This window comes from Gemmatimonadales bacterium, assembly GCA_036265815.1.
Classification (GTDB): Bacteria; Gemmatimonadota; Gemmatimonadetes; order Gemmatimonadales; family GWC2-71-9; genus CAVVWJ01.
The window spans coordinates 129,991-147,185 of the sequence record DATAOI010000022.1; the positions used below are offsets into that span (position 1 = coordinate 129,991).

The 17,195-nt window shown below is 68.8% G+C and carries 29 protein-coding genes and 1 pseudogene; 2 read left to right on the forward strand and 28 right to left on the reverse strand.

The window, feature by feature from the left end:
• Window positions 1-16 precede the first annotated feature (16 nt).
• From VHR41_04110 to trpS, 3 genes are read right to left on the reverse strand one after another with little or no spacing between them, the layout of a single operon-like run.
• Window positions 17-1,096 (reverse strand): M28 family peptidase, encoded by a 1,080-nt coding sequence (locus tag VHR41_04110; GenBank protein HEX3233353.1) that lies wholly within the window; start codon window positions 1,094-1,096, stop codon window positions 17-19.
• 11 nt (window positions 1,097-1,107) lie between these two features.
• Entirely contained in the window at window positions 1,108-2,196 is a 1,089-nt protein-coding gene (locus VHR41_04115) for a PilT/PilU family type 4a pilus ATPase (protein HEX3233354.1), read from the reverse strand.
• A gap of 9 nt (window positions 2,197-2,205) precedes the next feature.
• On the reverse strand, window positions 2,206-3,219 hold the full coding sequence (gene trpS / locus VHR41_04120; protein ID HEX3233355.1) for a tryptophan--tRNA ligase: 1,014 nt from the start codon (window positions 3,217-3,219) through the stop codon (window positions 2,206-2,208).
• A 47-nt stretch (window positions 3,220-3,266) separates the two neighbouring features.
• Here trpS and VHR41_04125 point away from each other — a divergent pair, with 47 nt between their 5' ends.
• Both VHR41_04125 and VHR41_04130 read left to right on the forward strand, forming a co-directional pair.
• A complete protein-coding gene (locus VHR41_04125) occupies window positions 3,267-4,046 on the forward strand; it encodes an inositol monophosphatase family protein (protein ID HEX3233356.1) in 780 nt (259 codons plus the stop codon).
• A complete protein-coding gene (locus VHR41_04130) occupies window positions 4,047-4,697 on the forward strand; it encodes a cyclodeaminase/cyclohydrolase family protein (protein HEX3233357.1) in 651 nt (216 codons plus the stop codon). It abuts the gene before it with no gap.
• A 3-nt stretch (window positions 4,698-4,700) separates the two neighbouring features.
• Here VHR41_04130 and map read toward each other — a convergent pair whose 3' ends face one another.
• From map to tuf, 25 genes and pseudogenes are all read right to left on the reverse strand, one after another.
• Window positions 4,701-5,453, reverse strand: coding sequence for a type I methionyl aminopeptidase (gene map, locus VHR41_04135; protein HEX3233358.1), 753 nt, complete (start codon window positions 5,451-5,453; stop codon window positions 4,701-4,703).
• 1 nt (window position 5,454) lies between these two features.
• Entirely contained in the window at window positions 5,455-6,018 is a 564-nt protein-coding gene (locus VHR41_04140; GenBank protein ID HEX3233359.1) for an adenylate kinase, read from the reverse strand.
• A gap of 137 nt (window positions 6,019-6,155) precedes the next feature.
• Complete coding sequence (gene secY, locus VHR41_04145; protein HEX3233360.1) at window positions 6,156-7,472, reverse strand: preprotein translocase subunit SecY; 1,317 nt, start codon at window positions 7,470-7,472, stop codon at window positions 6,156-6,158.
• Window positions 7,473-7,928, reverse strand: a complete 456-nt coding sequence (gene rplO, locus VHR41_04150; protein HEX3233361.1) for a 50S ribosomal protein L15 — start codon at window positions 7,926-7,928, stop codon at window positions 7,473-7,475.
• Window positions 7,928-8,188, reverse strand: coding sequence for a 50S ribosomal protein L30 (gene rpmD, locus VHR41_04155; GenBank protein ID HEX3233362.1), 261 nt, complete (start codon window positions 8,186-8,188; stop codon window positions 7,928-7,930). The genes rplO and rpmD overlap by 1 nt, the downstream gene beginning before the upstream one ends.
• A 2-nt stretch (window positions 8,189-8,190) precedes the next feature.
• Window positions 8,191-8,673, reverse strand: a pseudogene (rpsE, locus tag VHR41_04160) (30S ribosomal protein S5).
• 237 nt (window positions 8,674-8,910) lie between these two features.
• Window positions 8,911-9,282, reverse strand: coding sequence for a 50S ribosomal protein L18 (rplR, locus tag VHR41_04165; GenBank protein HEX3233363.1), 372 nt, complete (start codon window positions 9,280-9,282; stop codon window positions 8,911-8,913).
• Between the two features lie 2 nt (window positions 9,283-9,284).
• Window positions 9,285-9,824, reverse strand: a complete 540-nt coding sequence (rplF, locus tag VHR41_04170) for a 50S ribosomal protein L6 (protein HEX3233364.1) — start codon at window positions 9,822-9,824, stop codon at window positions 9,285-9,287.
• 9 nt (window positions 9,825-9,833) lie between these two features.
• A complete protein-coding gene (rpsH, locus tag VHR41_04175) occupies window positions 9,834-10,229 on the reverse strand; it encodes a 30S ribosomal protein S8 (protein HEX3233365.1) in 396 nt (131 codons plus the stop codon).
• Window positions 10,230-10,242: 13 nt separating this feature from the next.
• Window positions 10,243-10,428 (reverse strand): type Z 30S ribosomal protein S14, encoded by a 186-nt coding sequence (locus VHR41_04180; protein HEX3233366.1) that lies wholly within the window; start codon window positions 10,426-10,428, stop codon window positions 10,243-10,245.
• A gap of 14 nt (window positions 10,429-10,442) precedes the next feature.
• Window positions 10,443-11,033, reverse strand: coding sequence for a 50S ribosomal protein L5 (gene rplE, locus VHR41_04185; GenBank protein ID HEX3233367.1), 591 nt, complete (start codon window positions 11,031-11,033; stop codon window positions 10,443-10,445).
• Between the two features lie 145 nt (window positions 11,034-11,178).
• Window positions 11,179-11,559 carry a 50S ribosomal protein L24 gene (gene rplX / locus VHR41_04190; GenBank protein HEX3233368.1) on the reverse strand — a complete coding sequence of 127 codons (381 nt, stop codon included), beginning with the start codon at window positions 11,557-11,559 and terminating at the stop codon, window positions 11,179-11,181.
• A gap of 1 nt (window position 11,560) precedes the next feature.
• A complete protein-coding gene (gene rplN, locus VHR41_04195) occupies window positions 11,561-11,929 on the reverse strand; it encodes a 50S ribosomal protein L14 (protein HEX3233369.1) in 369 nt (122 codons plus the stop codon).
• Window positions 11,930-11,931: 2 nt separating this feature from the next.
• Window positions 11,932-12,201: a 30S ribosomal protein S17 gene (gene rpsQ / locus VHR41_04200; protein ID HEX3233370.1), complete on the reverse strand. Its 270-nt coding sequence runs from the start codon at window positions 12,199-12,201 to the stop codon at window positions 11,932-11,934.
• Window positions 12,194-12,388, reverse strand: coding sequence for a 50S ribosomal protein L29 (gene rpmC / locus VHR41_04205; protein ID HEX3233371.1), 195 nt, complete (start codon window positions 12,386-12,388; stop codon window positions 12,194-12,196). Before rpmC ends, rpsQ begins: the two co-directional genes overlap by 8 nt.
• A gap of 3 nt (window positions 12,389-12,391) precedes the next feature.
• Entirely contained in the window at window positions 12,392-12,805 is a 414-nt protein-coding gene (gene rplP, locus VHR41_04210) for a 50S ribosomal protein L16 (protein ID HEX3233372.1), read from the reverse strand.
• A 5-nt stretch (window positions 12,806-12,810) separates the two neighbouring features.
• A complete protein-coding gene (gene rpsC / locus VHR41_04215) occupies window positions 12,811-13,470 on the reverse strand; it encodes a 30S ribosomal protein S3 (protein ID HEX3233373.1) in 660 nt (219 codons plus the stop codon).
• Window positions 13,470-13,826: a 50S ribosomal protein L22 gene (gene rplV / locus VHR41_04220; protein ID HEX3233374.1), complete on the reverse strand. Its 357-nt coding sequence runs from the start codon at window positions 13,824-13,826 to the stop codon at window positions 13,470-13,472. Before rplV ends, rpsC begins: the two co-directional genes overlap by 1 nt.
• A gap of 2 nt (window positions 13,827-13,828) precedes the next feature.
• On the reverse strand, window positions 13,829-14,119 hold the full coding sequence (gene rpsS / locus VHR41_04225; protein HEX3233375.1) for a 30S ribosomal protein S19: 291 nt from the start codon (window positions 14,117-14,119) through the stop codon (window positions 13,829-13,831).
• Window positions 14,119-14,958 (reverse strand): 50S ribosomal protein L2, encoded by an 840-nt coding sequence (gene rplB, locus VHR41_04230; protein ID HEX3233376.1) that lies wholly within the window; start codon window positions 14,956-14,958, stop codon window positions 14,119-14,121. The genes rpsS and rplB overlap by 1 nt, the downstream gene beginning before the upstream one ends.
• A gap of 1 nt (window position 14,959) precedes the next feature.
• Window positions 14,960-15,247 (reverse strand): 50S ribosomal protein L23, encoded by a 288-nt coding sequence (rplW, locus tag VHR41_04235; protein ID HEX3233377.1) that lies wholly within the window; start codon window positions 15,245-15,247, stop codon window positions 14,960-14,962.
• Window positions 15,248-16,114 carry a 50S ribosomal protein L4 gene (gene rplD, locus VHR41_04240; protein HEX3233378.1) on the reverse strand — a complete coding sequence of 289 codons (867 nt, stop codon included), beginning with the start codon at window positions 16,112-16,114 and terminating at the stop codon, window positions 15,248-15,250.
• Window positions 16,107-16,733 (reverse strand): 50S ribosomal protein L3, encoded by a 627-nt coding sequence (gene rplC, locus VHR41_04245; protein HEX3233379.1) that lies wholly within the window; start codon window positions 16,731-16,733, stop codon window positions 16,107-16,109. The genes rplD and rplC overlap by 8 nt, the downstream gene beginning before the upstream one ends.
• Before the next feature lie 2 nt (window positions 16,734-16,735).
• Complete coding sequence (rpsJ, locus tag VHR41_04250; GenBank protein ID HEX3233380.1) at window positions 16,736-17,047, reverse strand: 30S ribosomal protein S10; 312 nt, start codon at window positions 17,045-17,047, stop codon at window positions 16,736-16,738.
• A 10-nt stretch (window positions 17,048-17,057) separates the two neighbouring features.
• Window positions 17,058-17,195: elongation factor Tu (tuf, locus tag VHR41_04255; GenBank protein HEX3233381.1), on the reverse strand; the 138-nt coding region annotated here is incomplete at its 5' end.

Genomic DNA, 17,195 nt, shown 5'->3' on the forward strand with positions numbered 1-17,195 from the left:
GCTGGAGAGGCAAACGTCAATTCGAGCCGAGCGCCCGGCCGATCCGCTCCGCGGCAGCGAGTGAGAGGTCCTCGGGCGTGTCCCGTGACGTGTGAATTCTCTGGAGGGTACGCCAGGTGAGCCGCCCGACCGTCAGTGCCGGCACGCCGGTCCGGGCCAGTGGCAGGCTGTCCACCAGAATTCCGAGCGGCAGGCGACGGCGCCGGGCATGGAGCCCGGCGGCCGCGAGGCGGGTGGCCTCCGTCTCGGCCAGTGCATCCCCCCGCGCGTCGTGGCTCACCAGGTAGAGCTGGCCCTCCTGGTCGATGGTGTCCAGGTTGATGACCGCTGACCCGCGCAGTCGATCGGAGGAGAGCCGGGCGAATACCCGGGCGCCGACCAGCCCGAACTCTTCCGCGCCGGTGATGAGCACGCCGCTTGTCGGGTCCGTCGAAGCCTCGGCGGCCGCCAGGGCCGCGAAGACGCCGCTTCCGTTATCCCGGGCGCCGCGCGAAGTCCCGCGGAGTCGTCCTCCGCCCGCCAAGGCGCCCGCCACCAGCGCCAGCAGCGCGCCCGCCGCCACCAGAGGCAGCGGCTCGGAGTGGCGGAGTCGGAGCGCCGCCAGCATGCTCAGTACGGCCACGGCCGCGCCGATCACCCAGACCGCCACCAGGCGGCCCGCCATGGAATGCCCCTGCGCCTTGGTGTCGAGATGGGCCACGATCCAGCGCCGGATGGGGACGTCGCCGCGGGTGGCGATGAGGTTGGCGTCGTCCCGGAGCACCGCGCCCAGGGTGATCCAGCCGGCGCCGATCCCAAACGAGAGCAGGGCCAGGCTGGCGAGGCCGCTCACCCAGAGGAGAAGGGCTCCCCACCGGGGAGCGCCTGGCAGACAGAGGAGCGGCAGCAGCAGCAGCGCCAGTCCGCCGAGCCCCGCGCCGAAGACGGGCAGAGCGTTGAGGCTGGACGGCGCGAAGGTGAATGGCTGGACCGAGACCCGATAGCCGAGCCCGGTGAGGTGGGTGGTGACCGCCTCCCGTGCCTGCAGTCCGGCCGCGGTGCCCGCCTCGCGAGGAAGACTCAGCACCAAAGCCATGGTCTGCTCCAGGCTCGGCATGGGCGGGTGGATCAGCCGGACGCCTGCTTCGAGCCTTTCTTGCCAGACCCGCCGCCGGTCCCGGGCAGGCCGGCGAGGGCCACCGCCGCCTTGGAGGTCTCCTGGCTGATGAGGCCGGCCTCGACCAGCTCCGCGAGATGCTGCTCGTAGGTCTGGGTCCCGAACTGCTTCTTGCCGTCGGCCATGTGGCGCCGGAGCTCGGTCGTGCGGGAGGGATAGGTCAGGCACTCCCGAACCGCGGGGGTGGTGATCAGCACCTCGACCGCCGCGACCCGGCCCTCCTTCCCCTTCTGGGGCAGGAGCTGCTGGGAGATCACCGCGCGCAACGATTCGGAGAACCGCATGCGGCCGATCTCCCGCTCCTCGGCCGGCAGCGTGGCATGCACGCGCTCGATGGTGGTGACGACATCGGGCGTCGGCAGGGACGCGATGACCAGATGGCCCCGCTCCGCCGCCTTGACCGCCGTATCGATGGTCTCCGCGTCCGCCATCTCGCCGAGGACCACCACATCGGGGTCCTGCCGGAGCGCCGCACGGAGCCCGACGGCCAGGCTGTCGGTGTCGACGCCGACCTCACGCTGGGTGATCGAGCAGCTCAGATCGCGGTGCAGGAACTCGATCGGATTCTCGATGGTGATCACGTGCTTGTGCATGGTGCTGTTGATGTGATGCATGATGGCGGCCACCGTCGAGGTCTTTCCGCTGCCGCTCACGCCGGTGACCAGCACCAGTCCCCGCTCCGAGTCGGCCACGGTCTTGAGCACCTCGGGCAGCCGGAGCGACTCGATGGTGGGCACGGCGAAGGGGATGACCCGCATCACGATCATGAACGAGGAGCGCTGGCGCAGCACGTTGACCCGGAACCGCCCGACGCCGGGCATGCCCCAGGAACAATCGAAGTCGCGCAGGCGATCGAGCTGGGCCCGGTCGTGGTCGGTGCTGATCAGCTTGAGGGCGATCGCCTTGGTCTGGTCCGGCGTCAGGCGCTGCTTGGTGAGCGGCACCAGCTTGCCGTTGATCCGCGCACGGAAGACGTCCCCGGCTTTGATGTGCAGGTCGGACGCGCCGCGCTCGACTGCCGCCTTGATGATCTTTTCCATGGGACGCCGTCAGGTCGAAAAGTGAGAGGTCCGGCAGTCGGCCGGCAGGAACCCCATCCGCTCGCGCACTTCCCGCATGGTCTCCGCGGCGATGCGCCGGGCGGCCGCCGCGCCGTCGCCCAGGATCTGGTCCACCCGTTCGGGCTGGGCCTGCAGCTCCAGCGCACGCTCCCGGATAGGCGCGAGGGTGCGGATCATGTTGTCGGCCAGGACCCGCTTGCAGTCGAGGCAGCCCCACTTGGCGCCCCGGCAGTTCTCCGCCACCAGCGCCACCGTCTCGGGCGGCGAGAAGTACTGGTGCAGGTGGTAGATGTTGCAGACCTCGGGAGTGCCCGGGTCCCGCTTCGTCACCCGCGCTGGGTCGGTCTTGGCGGGCCGGAGCTTGGCCCAGATCTCCTCCGGCGTGTCGAGCAGGCCGATGGTGTTCCCCAGGCTCTTCGACATCTTGGCCTGGCCGTCCAGCCCGACGATCCGCTTGGCCTCGGTGAGGAGCGGCTTGGGCTCGGGAAAATACTCCTCGCCCCCACCGAACTCCGCGTTCCACTTGCGGGCGATCTCCCGGGTCAGCTCCAGGTGCTGGGTCTGGTCGTCGCCTACCGGGACCAGGTCCGCGCGGTAGAGCAGGATATCCGCCGCCATGAGGATGGGATAGTTCAACACGCCGGCCGGGACACTTTCGAAGCGCTGAGCCTTATCTTTGAACTGCGTCATCCGCTCGAGCTCGCCGACCGGCGTGATGGTATTGAGCAGCCACTGCAGCTCCGAATGCTCCGGCACGTGGGACTGGACGAACAGGATGACCCGGGCGGGATCGATCCCCGACGCCAGCAGGCCGACGGCCATGTCGCGCGTTCGCTGGACCAGTGTGGCTCGATCGTACTTTCCGGTGATCGCGTGCAGGTCTACGACGCAGTAGATGCAGTCGTAGCTGAGCTGGAGGGTCACCCAATTCTGGACCGCGCCGAGCCAGTTGCCGATATGCAGCTCGCCGGACGGTTGAATCCCCGAGAATATCCGTGGCATCACCCAAGTTACCCGGTTCGGTAGAGGCCAGCAAGACAGTGTCTGCCTTGGACTTACTGCACCTTGCCACGGCGGCCGCGGGACGCGCGGCCGGATACCTGCGCTCGGTGCAGCGGCCTGCCGATCCCAGCCGCTGGAGCTTCAAGGGGAGCCGCGACTTCGTCACCGAGGTCGATCGCACCGCCGAGCAGATGATCGCGGAGACGCTGCTGGCGGCCGCGCCGGGCGCGCGGATGGTGGGCGAGGAGCTCCGGCCCGAGATCGTCACCGACGGGCTGGTCTGGATCGTCGATCCGCTCGACGGCACCACCAACTTCCTGCACGATTTTCCCAGCTACGCCGTCTCCATCGCCGCGGCGGTGGACGGGGTGCTGGAAGCGGGCGTGGTCCTGCAGGTCCCCCGCAACGAGATGTATCACGCCACACGCGGGGGCGGCGCCTGGCAGGGCGAGCGCCGCCTCTCGGTCTCCGCCATCGAGGATCCGGGGTTCGCGCTCATCGGCACCGGGTTCCCCTTCAAGGATGTCACCCGCATGGCGGAATACCAGCGGCAGTTCGCCCGGGTCGCCGCGCGCACCAGCGGCATTCGCCGGCCCGGCTCCGCCGCGCTCGATCTGGCGGACGTGGCCGCCGGGCGGTTCGACGGCTTCTGGGAGCAGCAGCTCTCCATCTGGGATATCGCCGCCGGTGTGCTGCTCATTCGCGAGGCGGGGGGCAGAGTGACCGACCCGGCCGGCCGGGACGTGGGCATCGAGCATACCGCCATCGTCGCCGGAAATCCCGCCATCCACGCCTGGCTCCTCGACGTGCTCGCCTCGGAGGACTGAATGCCACTCGACGCTCAGCGCGACCCCTCGCTGCCCGGCCCGGAGAGCCCGCTGGGCGAATGGATCGCCGCCCTGGCCCGTCCCAGCGCTGCCGCCGCCGGGGGCACCGCGGCCGCTCTGGGCGGAGCACTGGCGTCCGCGCTGTTGGGCATGGTGGCCGGGCTTACGCTGCAGCGGGAGAAGTACGCGGCCGTCCATCCGCAGGCCCAGCGCTCGCTGGACCGGACCACGGAGCTGAGCCGCGAGCTGGTCGACCTCGCCGCGCAAGACGCGGAGGCGTTCGTCCGCTTCGGTGAGGCCCTCGCGTTGCCCCGGGCCAGCGAGGCCGAGCGCGCGGCGCGGGAGATGGCCAAGCAGGCGGCGCTCCGGACCGGCACGGCCCTGCAGCTCGAGCTGCTGGGGCGACTCGCCGAGATCGCGGAGCTGGCCTCGGCGATGGCGGACGGGGGACTCGCCAGCGCGGTGGGCGATGCGGCAACGGCCAGCTTCCTGGCGGCCGGCGCGGCCAGGAGCGCCTACTGGGCCATCCGCAGCAATGTCCAGGGCGCGCCGAGCGCGAAGGCGACGCTGGAGCGGGCGCTGGCGCTGCTGGAGCGGGTCGAGGCGACGGAGTGGCGGGTGCGACAGTTGCTGAACGAGCGGGTGGTCTGACCCTCAGCTCGTGGTCAGGATCCTGGTGCCGTTCGCCGTGATGGCGACGGTGTGCTCGAAGTGCGCGGAAAGCGTCCCGTCGGCAGTCACGACGGTCCACTTGTCCGCCAGCGTCCTGGTGGCCGGGCTCCCGATGGTGATCATCGGCTCGATGGCGAGGGTCATCCCTTCCAGCAGGCGCGGCCCCCGTTTGGGGCTGCCGTAATTGGGGATCTGGGGCTCCTCGTGGAACCGGGTCCCGATCCCGTGCCCTACCAGCTCGCGCACCACGCCGTATCCCGCCCCTTCCGCCACGGTCTGCACCGCGTGCCCGATGTCGCCCACGTGGTTCCCCACTCTCGCCTGGGCGATGCCCGCGACCAGACATTCCTGCGTCACCGCGAGCAGGCGCATCGCCTCCGGGGTGACCTTCCCGACGGGCAAGGTCGTGGCCGAGTCGGCGTGCAGACCCTCGAACTGCACCCCGACGTCCACGCTCACCAGGCTCCCCTCCTTGAGCACCCGCTTGGGTGAGGGGATGCCGTGCACGATCTCCTGGTCGATCGAAGTGCAGAGCGTCTTGGGGAACCCATAGAGCCCCTTGAACGAGGGCGTTGCTCCCTCGTGGCTCCGGATGAACGACTCGGCCGCCACGTCGAGATCTTCGGTCGTCATCCCGGGCCGGAGGATCTTCCGCATCAGCGCCAGGGTGCCCGCCACGATCCCGCCGGCGTGCGCCATGACCTCGATCTCCTTGGGGGACTTGAGGGTGATCACACTACCGTCCCAGCGCCTTCCGCACCCGTCCGGCGATCTCCTCGACCGAGCCGACCGCGGGCACCCGTTTGACACCGTTCCGGGCCTCGTACCAGGCGAGCACCGGGGCGGTCTGCTCCCGGTACGCTCGAAGCCGGATGCCGACGGCGGCCGGATCGTCGTCGGGCCGCTGCTCCTCCACCCGCCGCCGGCCCAGCCGGGCCAGGATCTCCTCGTCGGTCACGTCGAAGAAGAGCACCGCGTCGATCTTGCGTCCTTGGTCCGCCAGGATCTGCTCCACCCCTTCGGCCTGCGGGATGGTACGGACCACACCGTCGAAGATCACTCCCTTGGCGGCCTCCGGCTTGCCCAGCTCCTCCCGTACTACCCCGAGAATGATGTCGTCGCTCACGAGATGTCCCGCCTCCATGATGGCCTTGGCCTGGCGTCCCAGGGGCGTGCCCCGCTTCACCGCGTCCCGCAGCAGGTCACCGGTGGCGAACTTGGGAAGCCCGTACGCCGACGCCAGTAGCGCGCCCTGCGTGCCTTTCCCCGCGCCGGGCGGGCCCATGAGGAGGATGTCCACGGTGTCCTTTCGAGATGGTCGATTGCGGAGAGGCGGTAAGAGCGGTAAGGACGGGAAGGGCGGTAAGGGCGCAGGGCCTCCATCGCGAACCTTACCGCCCTTCCCGTCCTTACCGCCCTTACCGCCTTCCCCCCGCGCTACATGTACCTCTGCTGCCGTCCCCGGAACTTCACCCGCCCCGTCTTCATGAAGCCGTCGTACTTCCTGAGCGTGCGGTGCTGCTCGATCTGGGCGATCGTGTCCAGCAGCACGCCGACCACGATGAGCACCGACGTGCCGCCGAAGCCGCGGGTCGGGATGCTGAGCCACTTGGAGACCAGGATCGGCAGCAGCGCGATCCCGGCGAGGAAGAGGCCGCCCGGCAGGGTGATCCGCGCCAGCACCGAGTCGATGTAATCCGCCGTGCTCGCCCCGGGCTTCACGCCGGGGATGAATCCTCCCTGCTTCTTCAGGTTCTCCGCCAGGTCGACCGAGTTGAAGATGATCGAGGTGTAGAAGTAGCTGAACAGCAGGATCATCACCGCGAAGGTGAGGTCGTACGGCAGGTCGCCCGGCGTGAAGAAGGCGGCGATGTCGGTGAGCACCGGGTTCTTGGTGAAGCTGGCCAGGGTGCCCGGGACGATGATGATCGTCTGGGCGAAGATGATCGGCATCACGCCGGCCGTGATCAGCCGGATCGGGATGAAGGTCTTCTGCCCTTCCCGGATGCGGCCGCGGCCCATCACCTTCCGGGGAATCTGGATGGGGATGCGCCGGGCCGCGATGGTCATGCCCACCACCGCGGCGATCACCGCCACCAGAATCGCCAGGAAGAGCACGGCGCCGGGTGCGCTCACCACGCCGCTCCGGATGAACTGCAGCAGCTGGAGCGTGCCGGGCCAGAGCCGCTCCAGGATGGAGAAGGTGATGAGCAGGCTCATCCCGTTGCCGATGCCGCGCTCGGTGATCTGCTCCCCCAGCCACATGACGAAGATCGCGCCCGTGGTGAGGGTGACCACCATGATGAGGCGGGAGGCGAAGCCGGGGTTGGCGATCGCGCCGGGAATCGATTCGGTGAACAGCGCGAAGGTGTAGGCCTGGGAGAGCGAGATGAACACGGTGAGGTACCGGGTCCACTGGGTGATCTTTTTCTTGCCCTCCTCGTCCTTCTGCATCTTGCCGATCGACGGGGCCACCCCGCCGGCCAGCTGGAAGATGATCGAGGCCGAGATGTAGGGCATGATCCCGAGCGCGAACACCGTGGCCCGGGAGAGGCCGCCGCCCAGAGCGTCGTACAGTCCGAAGAACCCGGCGGCGGCGGAGTTCCGGATGAAGTCGGCCAGCGCGGTGACGTTCACCCCCGGTGCGGCGATGTGAGCGCCGATCCGGTAGATGACGAGCGCGAGCAGGGTGAACAGAAGCTTGCGCTTCAGCTCTTCGTCGATGGCCAGCCCGGGAACGCGTGGTGCGGTCACTTACCCCTCGATGGTGCCGCCGGCCGCCTCGATCTTCGCGCGCGCCGACGCGGAAAGGGCGACGCCCCGAACCGTATAGGCCCGGTCGGCGTCGCCGGTGCCCAGCAGTTTGACCGGGACGTCGATCTTCCCGATGAGTCGCGCCGAGTACAGCGTCTCGGGCGTGATCTCGCTGGCGGTGACCTTCTTGAGCTGGGACAGGTTGACCGGCTGGGCCGCGACCCGGAACGGGTTGGTGAACCCGCGCTTGGGCAGCCGCCGGTACATCGGCATCTGGCCACCCTCGAAGCCCGGATTGGTCCCGCCGCCGGTGCGTGCCTTGTGTCCCTTGTTGCCCTTGCCCGACGTTTTGCCCAGCCCGGAGCCGGGCCCGCGCCCGACGCGCTTCCGCGCCTGGGTCGAGCCGCGGGCCGGCCGGAGCGACGACAAGGTGAGGGTCCTGATCTCGTCTGCCATCAGCGCTCCTCCACCGGCGTCACCTCGACGAGGTGCCGCACCTTGAACAGCATGCCGCGAATCGACGCCGAGTTGGCGAGCCGGACGGTCTGCTGGTGATGCCGGAGGCCCAGCGAGCGCAGGGTGCGCCGCATGGTCTCCGAGTGGCCGATCTCCGAGCGGATCTGTTTCACAGCCAGGGTGCCCGCCTCCGCCTCGGCTGGAATCGTGGCGGCGTGATATTCGGGGCCCTGACGCCCCACGACCGGATTGCGACCCATGATCAGGCCCCCTGCCGCGGCTTGTAGGCGATCTGGTCGAACTCGACCCCGCGCTCGCGCGCCACCTGACGTACGGAGACCAGCTGGCCCAGGCCGTTCATCGTGGCCCGCACCATGTTGTGCGCGTTGGACGAGCCGAGGCTCTTGGTCAGAATGTCGGTGATTCCGGCGCATTCCAGCACCGCGCGCACCGGCCCGCCGGCAATGACGCCGGTTCCGGTGGCCGCCGGCTTGAGCAGGACCCGGCCGGCGCCGTGCTTGCCCAGGACCTCGTGCGGGATGGTGGAGCCGGTCTTGGGCAGCTCGACCATCGACCGCTTGGCCGCCTCGACCGCCTTGCGGACCGCCTCGGAGACCTCGTTGGCCTTGCCGGTGGCGATGCCCACCTTGGTCTTGCCGTCACCCACCGCGACCAGGGCGTTGAACGAGAACCGCCGGCCACCTTTCACCACCTTGGCCACCCGGTTGATCGCGATGACGTTCTCGACATGGTCGCTCTGGTGGTCGCGGTCGCCGCGGTCGCGCCGCGGGCCGCGCCCGCCGCCACTCCGCTCGCCTCCACCCCGCCCGCCCCGCCCGCGCGGTCGGTCGGTGCCGGCCGGCCGCTCGGCAACGCCCGGCCCGTCGGCGGGATTGCCCGTCTGCGCGGCGGTGCCTTCCGACCCTGGCCCGCTGTGGGAGCCCGGCCCGCTCTGAGTGGTGCCTGCCGTCTCTTCAGCCATTTAAAACTCCAATCCACCTTCGCGCGCGCCGTCGGCGACGGCCTGCACGCGACCATGGTAACGGTAACCCGCACGGTCGAACACCACCTTGGTGACCCCGGCCGCCTTGGCCTTCTCTGCCAGCAGCTTGCCCACCGCCTTGCCCCGGCTCACCTTCCCGGCGCCCTCGGCCTGGATGCCCTCGCTGGCGTCGCTGACGCCGAGCAGGGTCACGCCGAGATCGTCGTTGACCAGCTGGGCGTAGATGTGCTTGAGCGAACGGAACACCACGAGCCGCGGCCGCTCGGCGGTGCCCGCCAGCCGACGGCGCACCCGCAGGTGGCGGCGATAGCGCAGATCGGTGCGGGTCTTGGGCGCGTGAATGGTGCGCATGCTTACTTGGCTCCTGTCTTGCCGGCCTTGCGGCGGACCTGCTCACCCTGATAGCGAATGCCCTTGCCCTTGTATGGCTCGGGCGGGCGGACGGCACGGAGCTCGGCCGCGACCTGCCCCACGGCCTCCTTGTCGGCGCCTTCGATCTTGACCGTGGTGTTGCCCTCCACCGAGATCTTGATTCCCTTCGGCGCCTCGTACTTGACCGGGTGGGAGTAGCCCACCACCAGGTTGACGCCGTACGGCTTGGCCTCCGCCTTGTACCCCACGCCCTGGATCTCCAGCGTCTTGACGAAGCCCTTGGACACCCCGTCGACCATGTTCTGCACCAGGGTGCGGGTGAGTCCGTGCAGCGCCTTGTGCCGCTTGTCCTCGCTGGGCCGGGCTACCGTGAGGACGCCCTTGTCGAAGGCGAGCTGCATCTCGGGATGCAGGGTCCGCCGGAGCTCGCCCCGGGGTCCCTTCACCGCGACGGTCTGCCCCTGCAGCTCGAGATTCACGCCCTTGGGCAGGGTGACCGGCTTCTTGCCGATGCGCGACATGGCGGCCTCCTACCAGACCACGGCGAGCAGCTCGCCGCCGAGGTTGGCGGTACGGGCCTCGCGGTCGGTCATCAACCCCTTGGGTGTCGAGACGATCGCCATGCCGAGCCCATTCTTGACCCGCGGGAGCTCACGGCACTTGACGTAGCGCCGGAGGCCGGGCGTCGAGACGCGCCGCATCTCCCGGATGACCGGGAGCTCGTTGTGATACTTCAGGTACAACCGCAGGACGCCGTGGGCGCCGTCATCGAGGATCTTGAAATCCGCGATGTAGTGGTTGTCACGCAGCAGCCGGGCCACCTCGGCCTTCAGCTTGGACACCGGCATGTCGACGCGCCGATGGCCCGCCGAGCAGGCGTTCCGGATGCGAGTGAGCATATCCGCGACAGGATCTGTCAGGCTCATTCCCTATGTCCCCTTACCAGCTGGCCTTGCGCACGCCCGGGATTTCCCCCTTCAGGGCGAGCTCACGAAAACAGATGCGGCAGAGGCCGAACTTCCGCAGGACGGCGCGCGACCGGCCGCACCGCTGGCAGCGGCGGACGGTACGCACCTTGAACTTCGGCGTGCGCTTGGCTCGTTCGATCCAGGCAGTCTTTGCCATTCCTCTCGTCTCCTCTAGGCGACGCGCTGCGGGGTCTCGCCGCGGAACGGCCAGCCCAACTCGCGCAGCAGGGCCATCGCCAGATCGTCCCGGTCGGTCGACGTCACGATGGTGATGTCCATCCCATGGATCTTCTCCACCTTATCGAAGTCGATCTCGGGGAAGATCATCTGCTCCTTGATGCCGAAGGTGTAGTTCCCCCGCCCGTCGAAGCTCCGGTTGGGCAGCCCGCGGAAGTCCCGGATCCGGGGGATCGCCAGGGTGATGAAGCGATCGAGGAACTCGTACATCCGCGCCCGGCGGAGCGTCACCGTGGCGCCGACCGGCATGCCGGCCCGGAGGCCGAAGTTGGCGATCGCCTTCTTGGCGCGGGTGACCACCGCGTGCTGTCCGGTGACCAGCCCCAGCTCGTCCACAGCCGCCTCGAGCTGCTTGGGATTCTTCCCCGCGTCGCCCATGCCGATGTTGAGCACCACCTTGGTGATCCGCGGGACCTGGTGCTTGTTGGGCAGTCCGAAATCCTTCTGCAGCTTGGCGCGGACGGTCTTCTCGTAGAACTCCTGCAGCCGGGGCGTGCCCTCGGCGGCCTTGGGTGCGTGGTCCACCGCTCCGGCCGGCGCTTTATCCTTTCCCTTACCTTTGGCGGGAGGTTGAGCGGGCGCCCCCTTGCCCGGCTGCGCCCCCTTACCGCCCTTACCGCCCTTACCGTCTTTCCCGCCCTTCCCGCCCTCTTTGAGTTCGTCTGCCATCTTACCGGTTCCTCGGGATCGGCTGCTCCGACTTGACGGCGATCCGCTCCACGGTGCCGTCGGCGTCCACCCGGCGCCGGACCCGGGTGGGCTCCCCGCTCTTGGGATCGATCAGCATCGCCTTCGAATGATGGATCGGCGCCGGGAACTCCACGATCCCGGCCTCCGACGTCTGGGTGGCCCGCCGGTGCCGCTTCACCACGTTGACGCCCTCGATGGTGATGCGCGCGGTCTTGGGGTTCACCCGCAGCACCCGGCCCCGCTTGCCTTTGTCGTCACCCGAGATGACCTGGACCGTGTCACCCTTGGTGATCCGGAGGCGCGTCCGTACCGGCGCCTGGTGGCGCACCCGCTTGGCCTTCTTATAGACGAGCGGCTTCATGCTACAGTACCTCCGGGGCGAGCGAGACGATCTTCATGTAGCGCTTCTCGCGCAGCTCCCGGGCGACCGGGCCGAAGATGCGGGTGGCCCGCGGCTCGCCCGCGTCGTTGATCAGGACAGCGGCATTCTCGTCGAACCGGATGTAGGAGCCGTCCTTCCGGCGGGTCTCCTTGGCCGTCCGCACGATGACCGCCTTGGCCACGTCGCCCTTCTTCACCTGGCCGGTGGGAATGGCGTCCTTGATGGCCACCACCACGATGTCGCCCAGGCCGGCGTAGCGACGCTTGCTCCCGCCCAGCACGCGGATCACCAGCGCCCGGCGGGCGCCCGAATTGTCCGCGATCCGAAGAATCGATTCCTGTTGCACCATGGCTATTTGGCCCGGAGGACGATGTCGGTGACCCGCCAGCGCACCGTCTTGGCGAGCGGCCGGGTCTCCATGATGCGGACCGTGTCACCGGTCTTGGCGCCCTGCTCGTTCCGCGCCTTGACCGTCTTGGTCCGGGTGACCTGCTTGCCGTACACCGGGTGCGCGTAGCGCCGGACCAGGGAGACGGTGACCGTCTTCTCCATCTTGTCGCTGGTCACTACGCCCGTGCGGGTCTTCCGCTTGGCCCGCGTCCGCGTCGCCTGGTCAGCCATGGGCTTGCTTCTCCCGGAGAATCGTTTGCAGCCGCGCGATGTCGCGCCGGATGGCCCGGAAGCGCATCGGGTTCTCGATCGACTCGGTGGCGGACCGGAAGCGCAGGTTGAAGCGCTCGGTGACGAGCTCCTCCAGCCGGGTCTTCAGGGTCTCCACCGACATCTCCCTGATCTCGTTCGCCTTCATCGCTCAGATCTCCTCGCGCTTGATGAAGCGCGTCCGGACCGGCAGCTTGGCCGAGGCGAGCGCCAGCGCCTTCTTGGCGAGGTCCTCGCTGATGCCCTCGACCTCGAACATGACCCGGCCCGGCTTGACCACCGCCACCCAGCCCTCGGGGTTGCCCTTGCCTTTGCCCATGCGGGTCTCGGCCGGCTTCTTGGTGATCGGCTTGTCGGGGAAGATCCGGATCCAGACCTTGCCGCCGCGCTTCATCTCCCGGGTCATCGCCACGCGGGAGGCTTCGATCTGCCGGCTGGTGACCCAGCCCGGCTCCAGGCTCATCAGACCGAACTCGCCGAATGCCACGGTGTTCCCCCGGCTGGCGATGCCCTTGGTCCGGCCCTTGAACGTCTTGCGGAACTTGATCCGCTTGGGCGCCAGCATCGGACTCAGGCCCCCGTGCTGTAGGTACGGCCGGACACGTCCTCGATCACCTCGCCCTTGAAGATCCAGACCTTGATGCCAATGGTGCCGTAGGTGGTCTTCGCGGTGCTGGTGGCGTAGTCGATGTCCGCCCGCAGCGTGTGCAGGGGCACCCGGCCCTCGTGGTACCCCTCGGTGCGCGCGATCTCCGCCCCGCCCAGCCGGCCCGCCGCGCGGACCTTGATGCCCTGGGCCCCCATCCGCATCGCGCTCTGCACCGCCCGCTTCATGGCGCGGCGGAAGGAGATCCGCTGGGTGAGCTGGTGCGCGATGTTGTCGCCGACCAGCTGGGCCGAGAGCTCCGGCCGCTTGATCTCTTCCACGTTGATGGCCGCTTCCTTGCCGGTGAGCTGGGCCAGCTCGTCGCGCAGCTTGTCCACCTCGGCGCCCCGCTTCCCGATCACCACGCCCGGCCGCCCGGTGTGCACCGTGATGGTGACCTTGCCGGGCCGCCGCTCGATGTCGATCTGGGCGATGGCCGCGTGGCCCAGCCGCTGCTTCAGGTACTTCCGGACCAGCTCGTCCTCCTTGAGCAGCGCCGGCATGTCCTTGGTGGCGAACCACCGGGACGACGACTGCTTGACGATGCCGAGCCGGAGCCCGATCGGGTGCGTCTTCTGGCCCATTACTCGTTCTCCTTGGCTTCCACGCGAATCTCCACGTGGCTGGTGCGCTTCCTGATGGGGGTGGCCCGCCCCTGCGCCGCCGCCGTGAAGCGCTTGAGCGGCTGCCCGCCGTTGACGATGGCGGTCTTCACGAAGAGCGCGTCCGGATCGAAGCTGGCGTTGTCCCGGAGCGCCTTCTGCTCCGCGTTGGCCACCGCCGACTTCAGCGTCTTGGCGATCTGCTTGGCCGCCAGCTTCTTGTTGAACTTGAGGATGGCGTACGCCTCGTTCACGTCCTTGCCGCGGATGAGATCGATGACGAGCCGCATCTTCCGGGGCGACTGGCGCACCAGCCGCTGAATCGCATAGCCGCTCATGATTACTCCGGCTTGGCCTTCTTGTCCGCCACCAGCTTGCCGCTATGGCCGCGGAACAGCCGCGTCGGCGCGAACTCGCCCAGCTTGTGGCCGACCATGTTCTCGGTCACGTACACCGGGACGAACTTGTTCCCGTTGTGCACCGCGAAGGTGTGCCCCACGAACTCGGGCAGAATGGTGCTCGCCCGGCTCCAGGTCTTCACCACCCGCTTCTCGTTCTTGCTGTTGAGGACCTGGACCTTCTCCATGAGCGACTCCAGGACGAAGGGGCCCTTCTTTACGCTCCGCGCCATTACTGTGTCGCCTTCCCGCGCTTCCGTCCGCGCACGATGAGCTTGGTAGAGGCCTTCTTCTTGTGCCGGGTCTTCCGGCCCTCCGGCTTGCCCCAGGGCGAGACCGGTGGCCGTCCGTTCGAGGACTTGCCCTTGCTGCTGCCCAGCGGGTGATCCACCGGGTTCATCGCCACGCCGCGGACTTTGGGCCGCCGGCCCAGCCAGCGGCTCTTGCCCGCTTTGCCCACCGAGAGAAGCTCGTGCTCCGAGTTGCCCACCTCGCCGACCGTGGCGAGACAGCGGGCGTGCACCAGGCGCATCTCGCTCGACCGCAGCCGGAGGGTGACGTAGTCACCTTCCTTGGCCACCACCTGCGCGCTCGACCCGGCGGTCCGGGCCATCTGCCCGCCCTTGCCGATCTTGAGCTCGATGTTGTGCACCGTAGTGCCCAGGGGGATCTCACCCAGCGGCAGCGCGTTCCCGGTGCGGGTGTCGGTGCCCGGTCCGGACACCACGGTGTCGCCCTGGTTGAGCCCCTTGGGGTGCAGGATGTATCGCTTCTCCCCATCGGCGTAGACGATGAGGGCGATGCGGGCGCTCCGGTTGGGATCGTATTCGATCTCCGCGACCTTCCCCGGAATCCCGAACTTGTTCCGCTTGAAGTCGATCTTCCGGTACTGCCGCTTGTGGCCGCCGCCCCGGTGCCGGGACGTCAGATGACCCTGGTTGTTGCGCCCGCCGCTCTTCTTGAGCGGCTCGACCAGCGACTTCTCCGGCGTGGCCCGAGTGATCTCATCGAACCCGGACACCGACTTGAAGCGGGTGGCGGCCGTCATCGGCCGGAATTGCCTGATGCTCATCTCAGCCCTCGAACACGGCGATCGAGTCGCCTTCTTTGAGCGTGACGATCGCCTTCTTCCAGCGCGGCGTCGTCCCGCGGGTGCGGCCGCGGGTGACCGAATGCCGGCGCATCTGCATGGTGCGGACGGCCGTGGCGGTGACCCCGAAGAGCTGCTGCAGTGCGTCCCGGATCTGGTACTTGTTGGCCTCCGGGTGCACCTCGAAGGCGTACTCCTTCCGCGTCTGGTAGGCGGCCGAGCTCTTCTCGGTCACCACCGGGCGGACGATGATCTGGTGCAGCGCGGGCATTTACTTGGACCCTTTCTTCTTCGGCTTCGACGCCGGCTTCTTGGCGGCGGGCTTCTTGGCCGCGGCCTTCTTGGCGGCCGGCTTCTTCGCCGCCTTCTTGGCCGACTTGGCCGCCTTCGCCGCCTTCTTCGCGGCCTGGGCGGCGGGCTTGCTCGACGCCTTCTTGGCCGGCTTGGCCGTGCTCCGGCTGGCCGAGCGTTTGGCCGGCCTGGCCTCGGCCGGCTGCTCGGGCTCGTCGGCCAGCGGCTCGGGCATGACGCCGGTGAGCGCGCCCTCTTCCACCACCACGGCGTCCGACCAGAGCACGTCGTACGCGGCGGCCTGGGTGTACCCCATCACGTCCACCGACGGGATGTTGCGACCGCTGAGATAGACGTTCTCGTTGTGCTCGGCGGTGAGCAGCAGGACCTTGCGGCCCGCCAGGCCCAGGCTCGCCAGCAGCTGGGCCAGCTGCGCCGTTTTGGGAGCGCGGAAGGCGAACCGCTCCACCACGTGCAGCGCGCCTTCGCGGGCCCGCGCGTTGAGCGCCGACTTCCGCGCCAGCTGCTTGACCTTGCGCGGGATGTCGGTGCGATAGTCCCGCGGGCTCGGACCGAAGACGATGCCGCCGCCCCGCCAATGCGGTGCGCGGGTGGAGCCCTGCCGCGCCCGGCCGGTGCCCTTCTGCTTCCAGGGCTTCTGATTGCCACCGGAGACGAAGCTCCGGGTCTTGGTCTGGTGGGTGCCCTGGCGCTGGTTGTTCAGGAACACCTTCACCGCCTGGTGCAGCACCGGCTCGTTCACGGTGCCGTCGAAGTACTCCTCCGGCAGCGCGAACGTCGCGTCGCGCCGGGCGCCGGCAGCGGAGTAGTGCGGGGCCTCAATCATGACGGCTGGGTCCTCCCTGCTTCGCCACCGTGACGATGCCGTTCTTGGAGCCCGGGATGGCGCCGCGGACGAACAGGAGATTCCGCTCCGCGTCCACCTTGACCACCGTCAGCCCGAGCTCGGTATGCCGCTCGGCGCCCATGTGGCCGGGCATCCGCTTGCCTTTGATGACCCGGGACGGGTCGGTGCCCGGGCTGATCGAGCCCGGCTTCCGGTGGCGGGTGTTGCCGTGGGTGGCCGGGCCGCCGCCGAAGCCGTAGCGGTGCACCACGCCCTGGAATCCGCGACCCTTGGTGGTGCCGGTGACCTTCACCAGCTCGCCCGGCGCGAAGATGTCGACCTTCACCTCGGCGCCTGGCGCCGGCGACTGGCCGTCGGCAACATCGAACACCCGGAGCACCTGCGGTGCCGTCTCCAGCCCCGCCTTCTTGGCGTGCCCCAGCTCCGCTCGCGTGGTGCGCTGGGCCCGCCGGGCGCCGAAGCCGAGCTGCACGCCGCCCTCGCGCACCTGCACCACGCGGCAGGGGCCGGCCTCGATGATCGTCACCGGCACCGCCGTGCCGTCCGCCGTGAACACCCGGGTCATCCCGAGCTTCCGGCCGATCAATCCAGTAGTCATCGCTATTCGACCTTGATCTCGACGTCGACCCCGGCCGGGAGGTCGAGCTTGGTCAATGCGTCCATCGTCTGCGGACGGGAGTCGTTGATGTCCAGCAGCCGCTTGTGGGTCCGGAGCTCGAACTGCTCCCGGCTCTTCTTGTCGACGTGCGGGCTCCGGAGCACCGTCCAGCGCTCGGTCTTGACCGGCAGCGGGATGGGGCCGGACACCTGGGCGCCGGTCTTCTCGGCGGTCCGGACGATGTCGGCCGCGGCCTGGTCCAGCACCACGTGATCGAAGGCCTTGAGCCGGATGCGGATTTTCTGCGTCATGATGTGTCCGCCTTTACTTCAGGATCTTGGTGACGACGCCGGCCCCGACGGTGCGGCCGCCCTCGCGGATGGCGAAGCGGAGCCCCTCGTCCATGGCGATCGGGGTGATCAGCTCGATGGTCATCTGCACGTTGTCCCCCGGCATCACCAT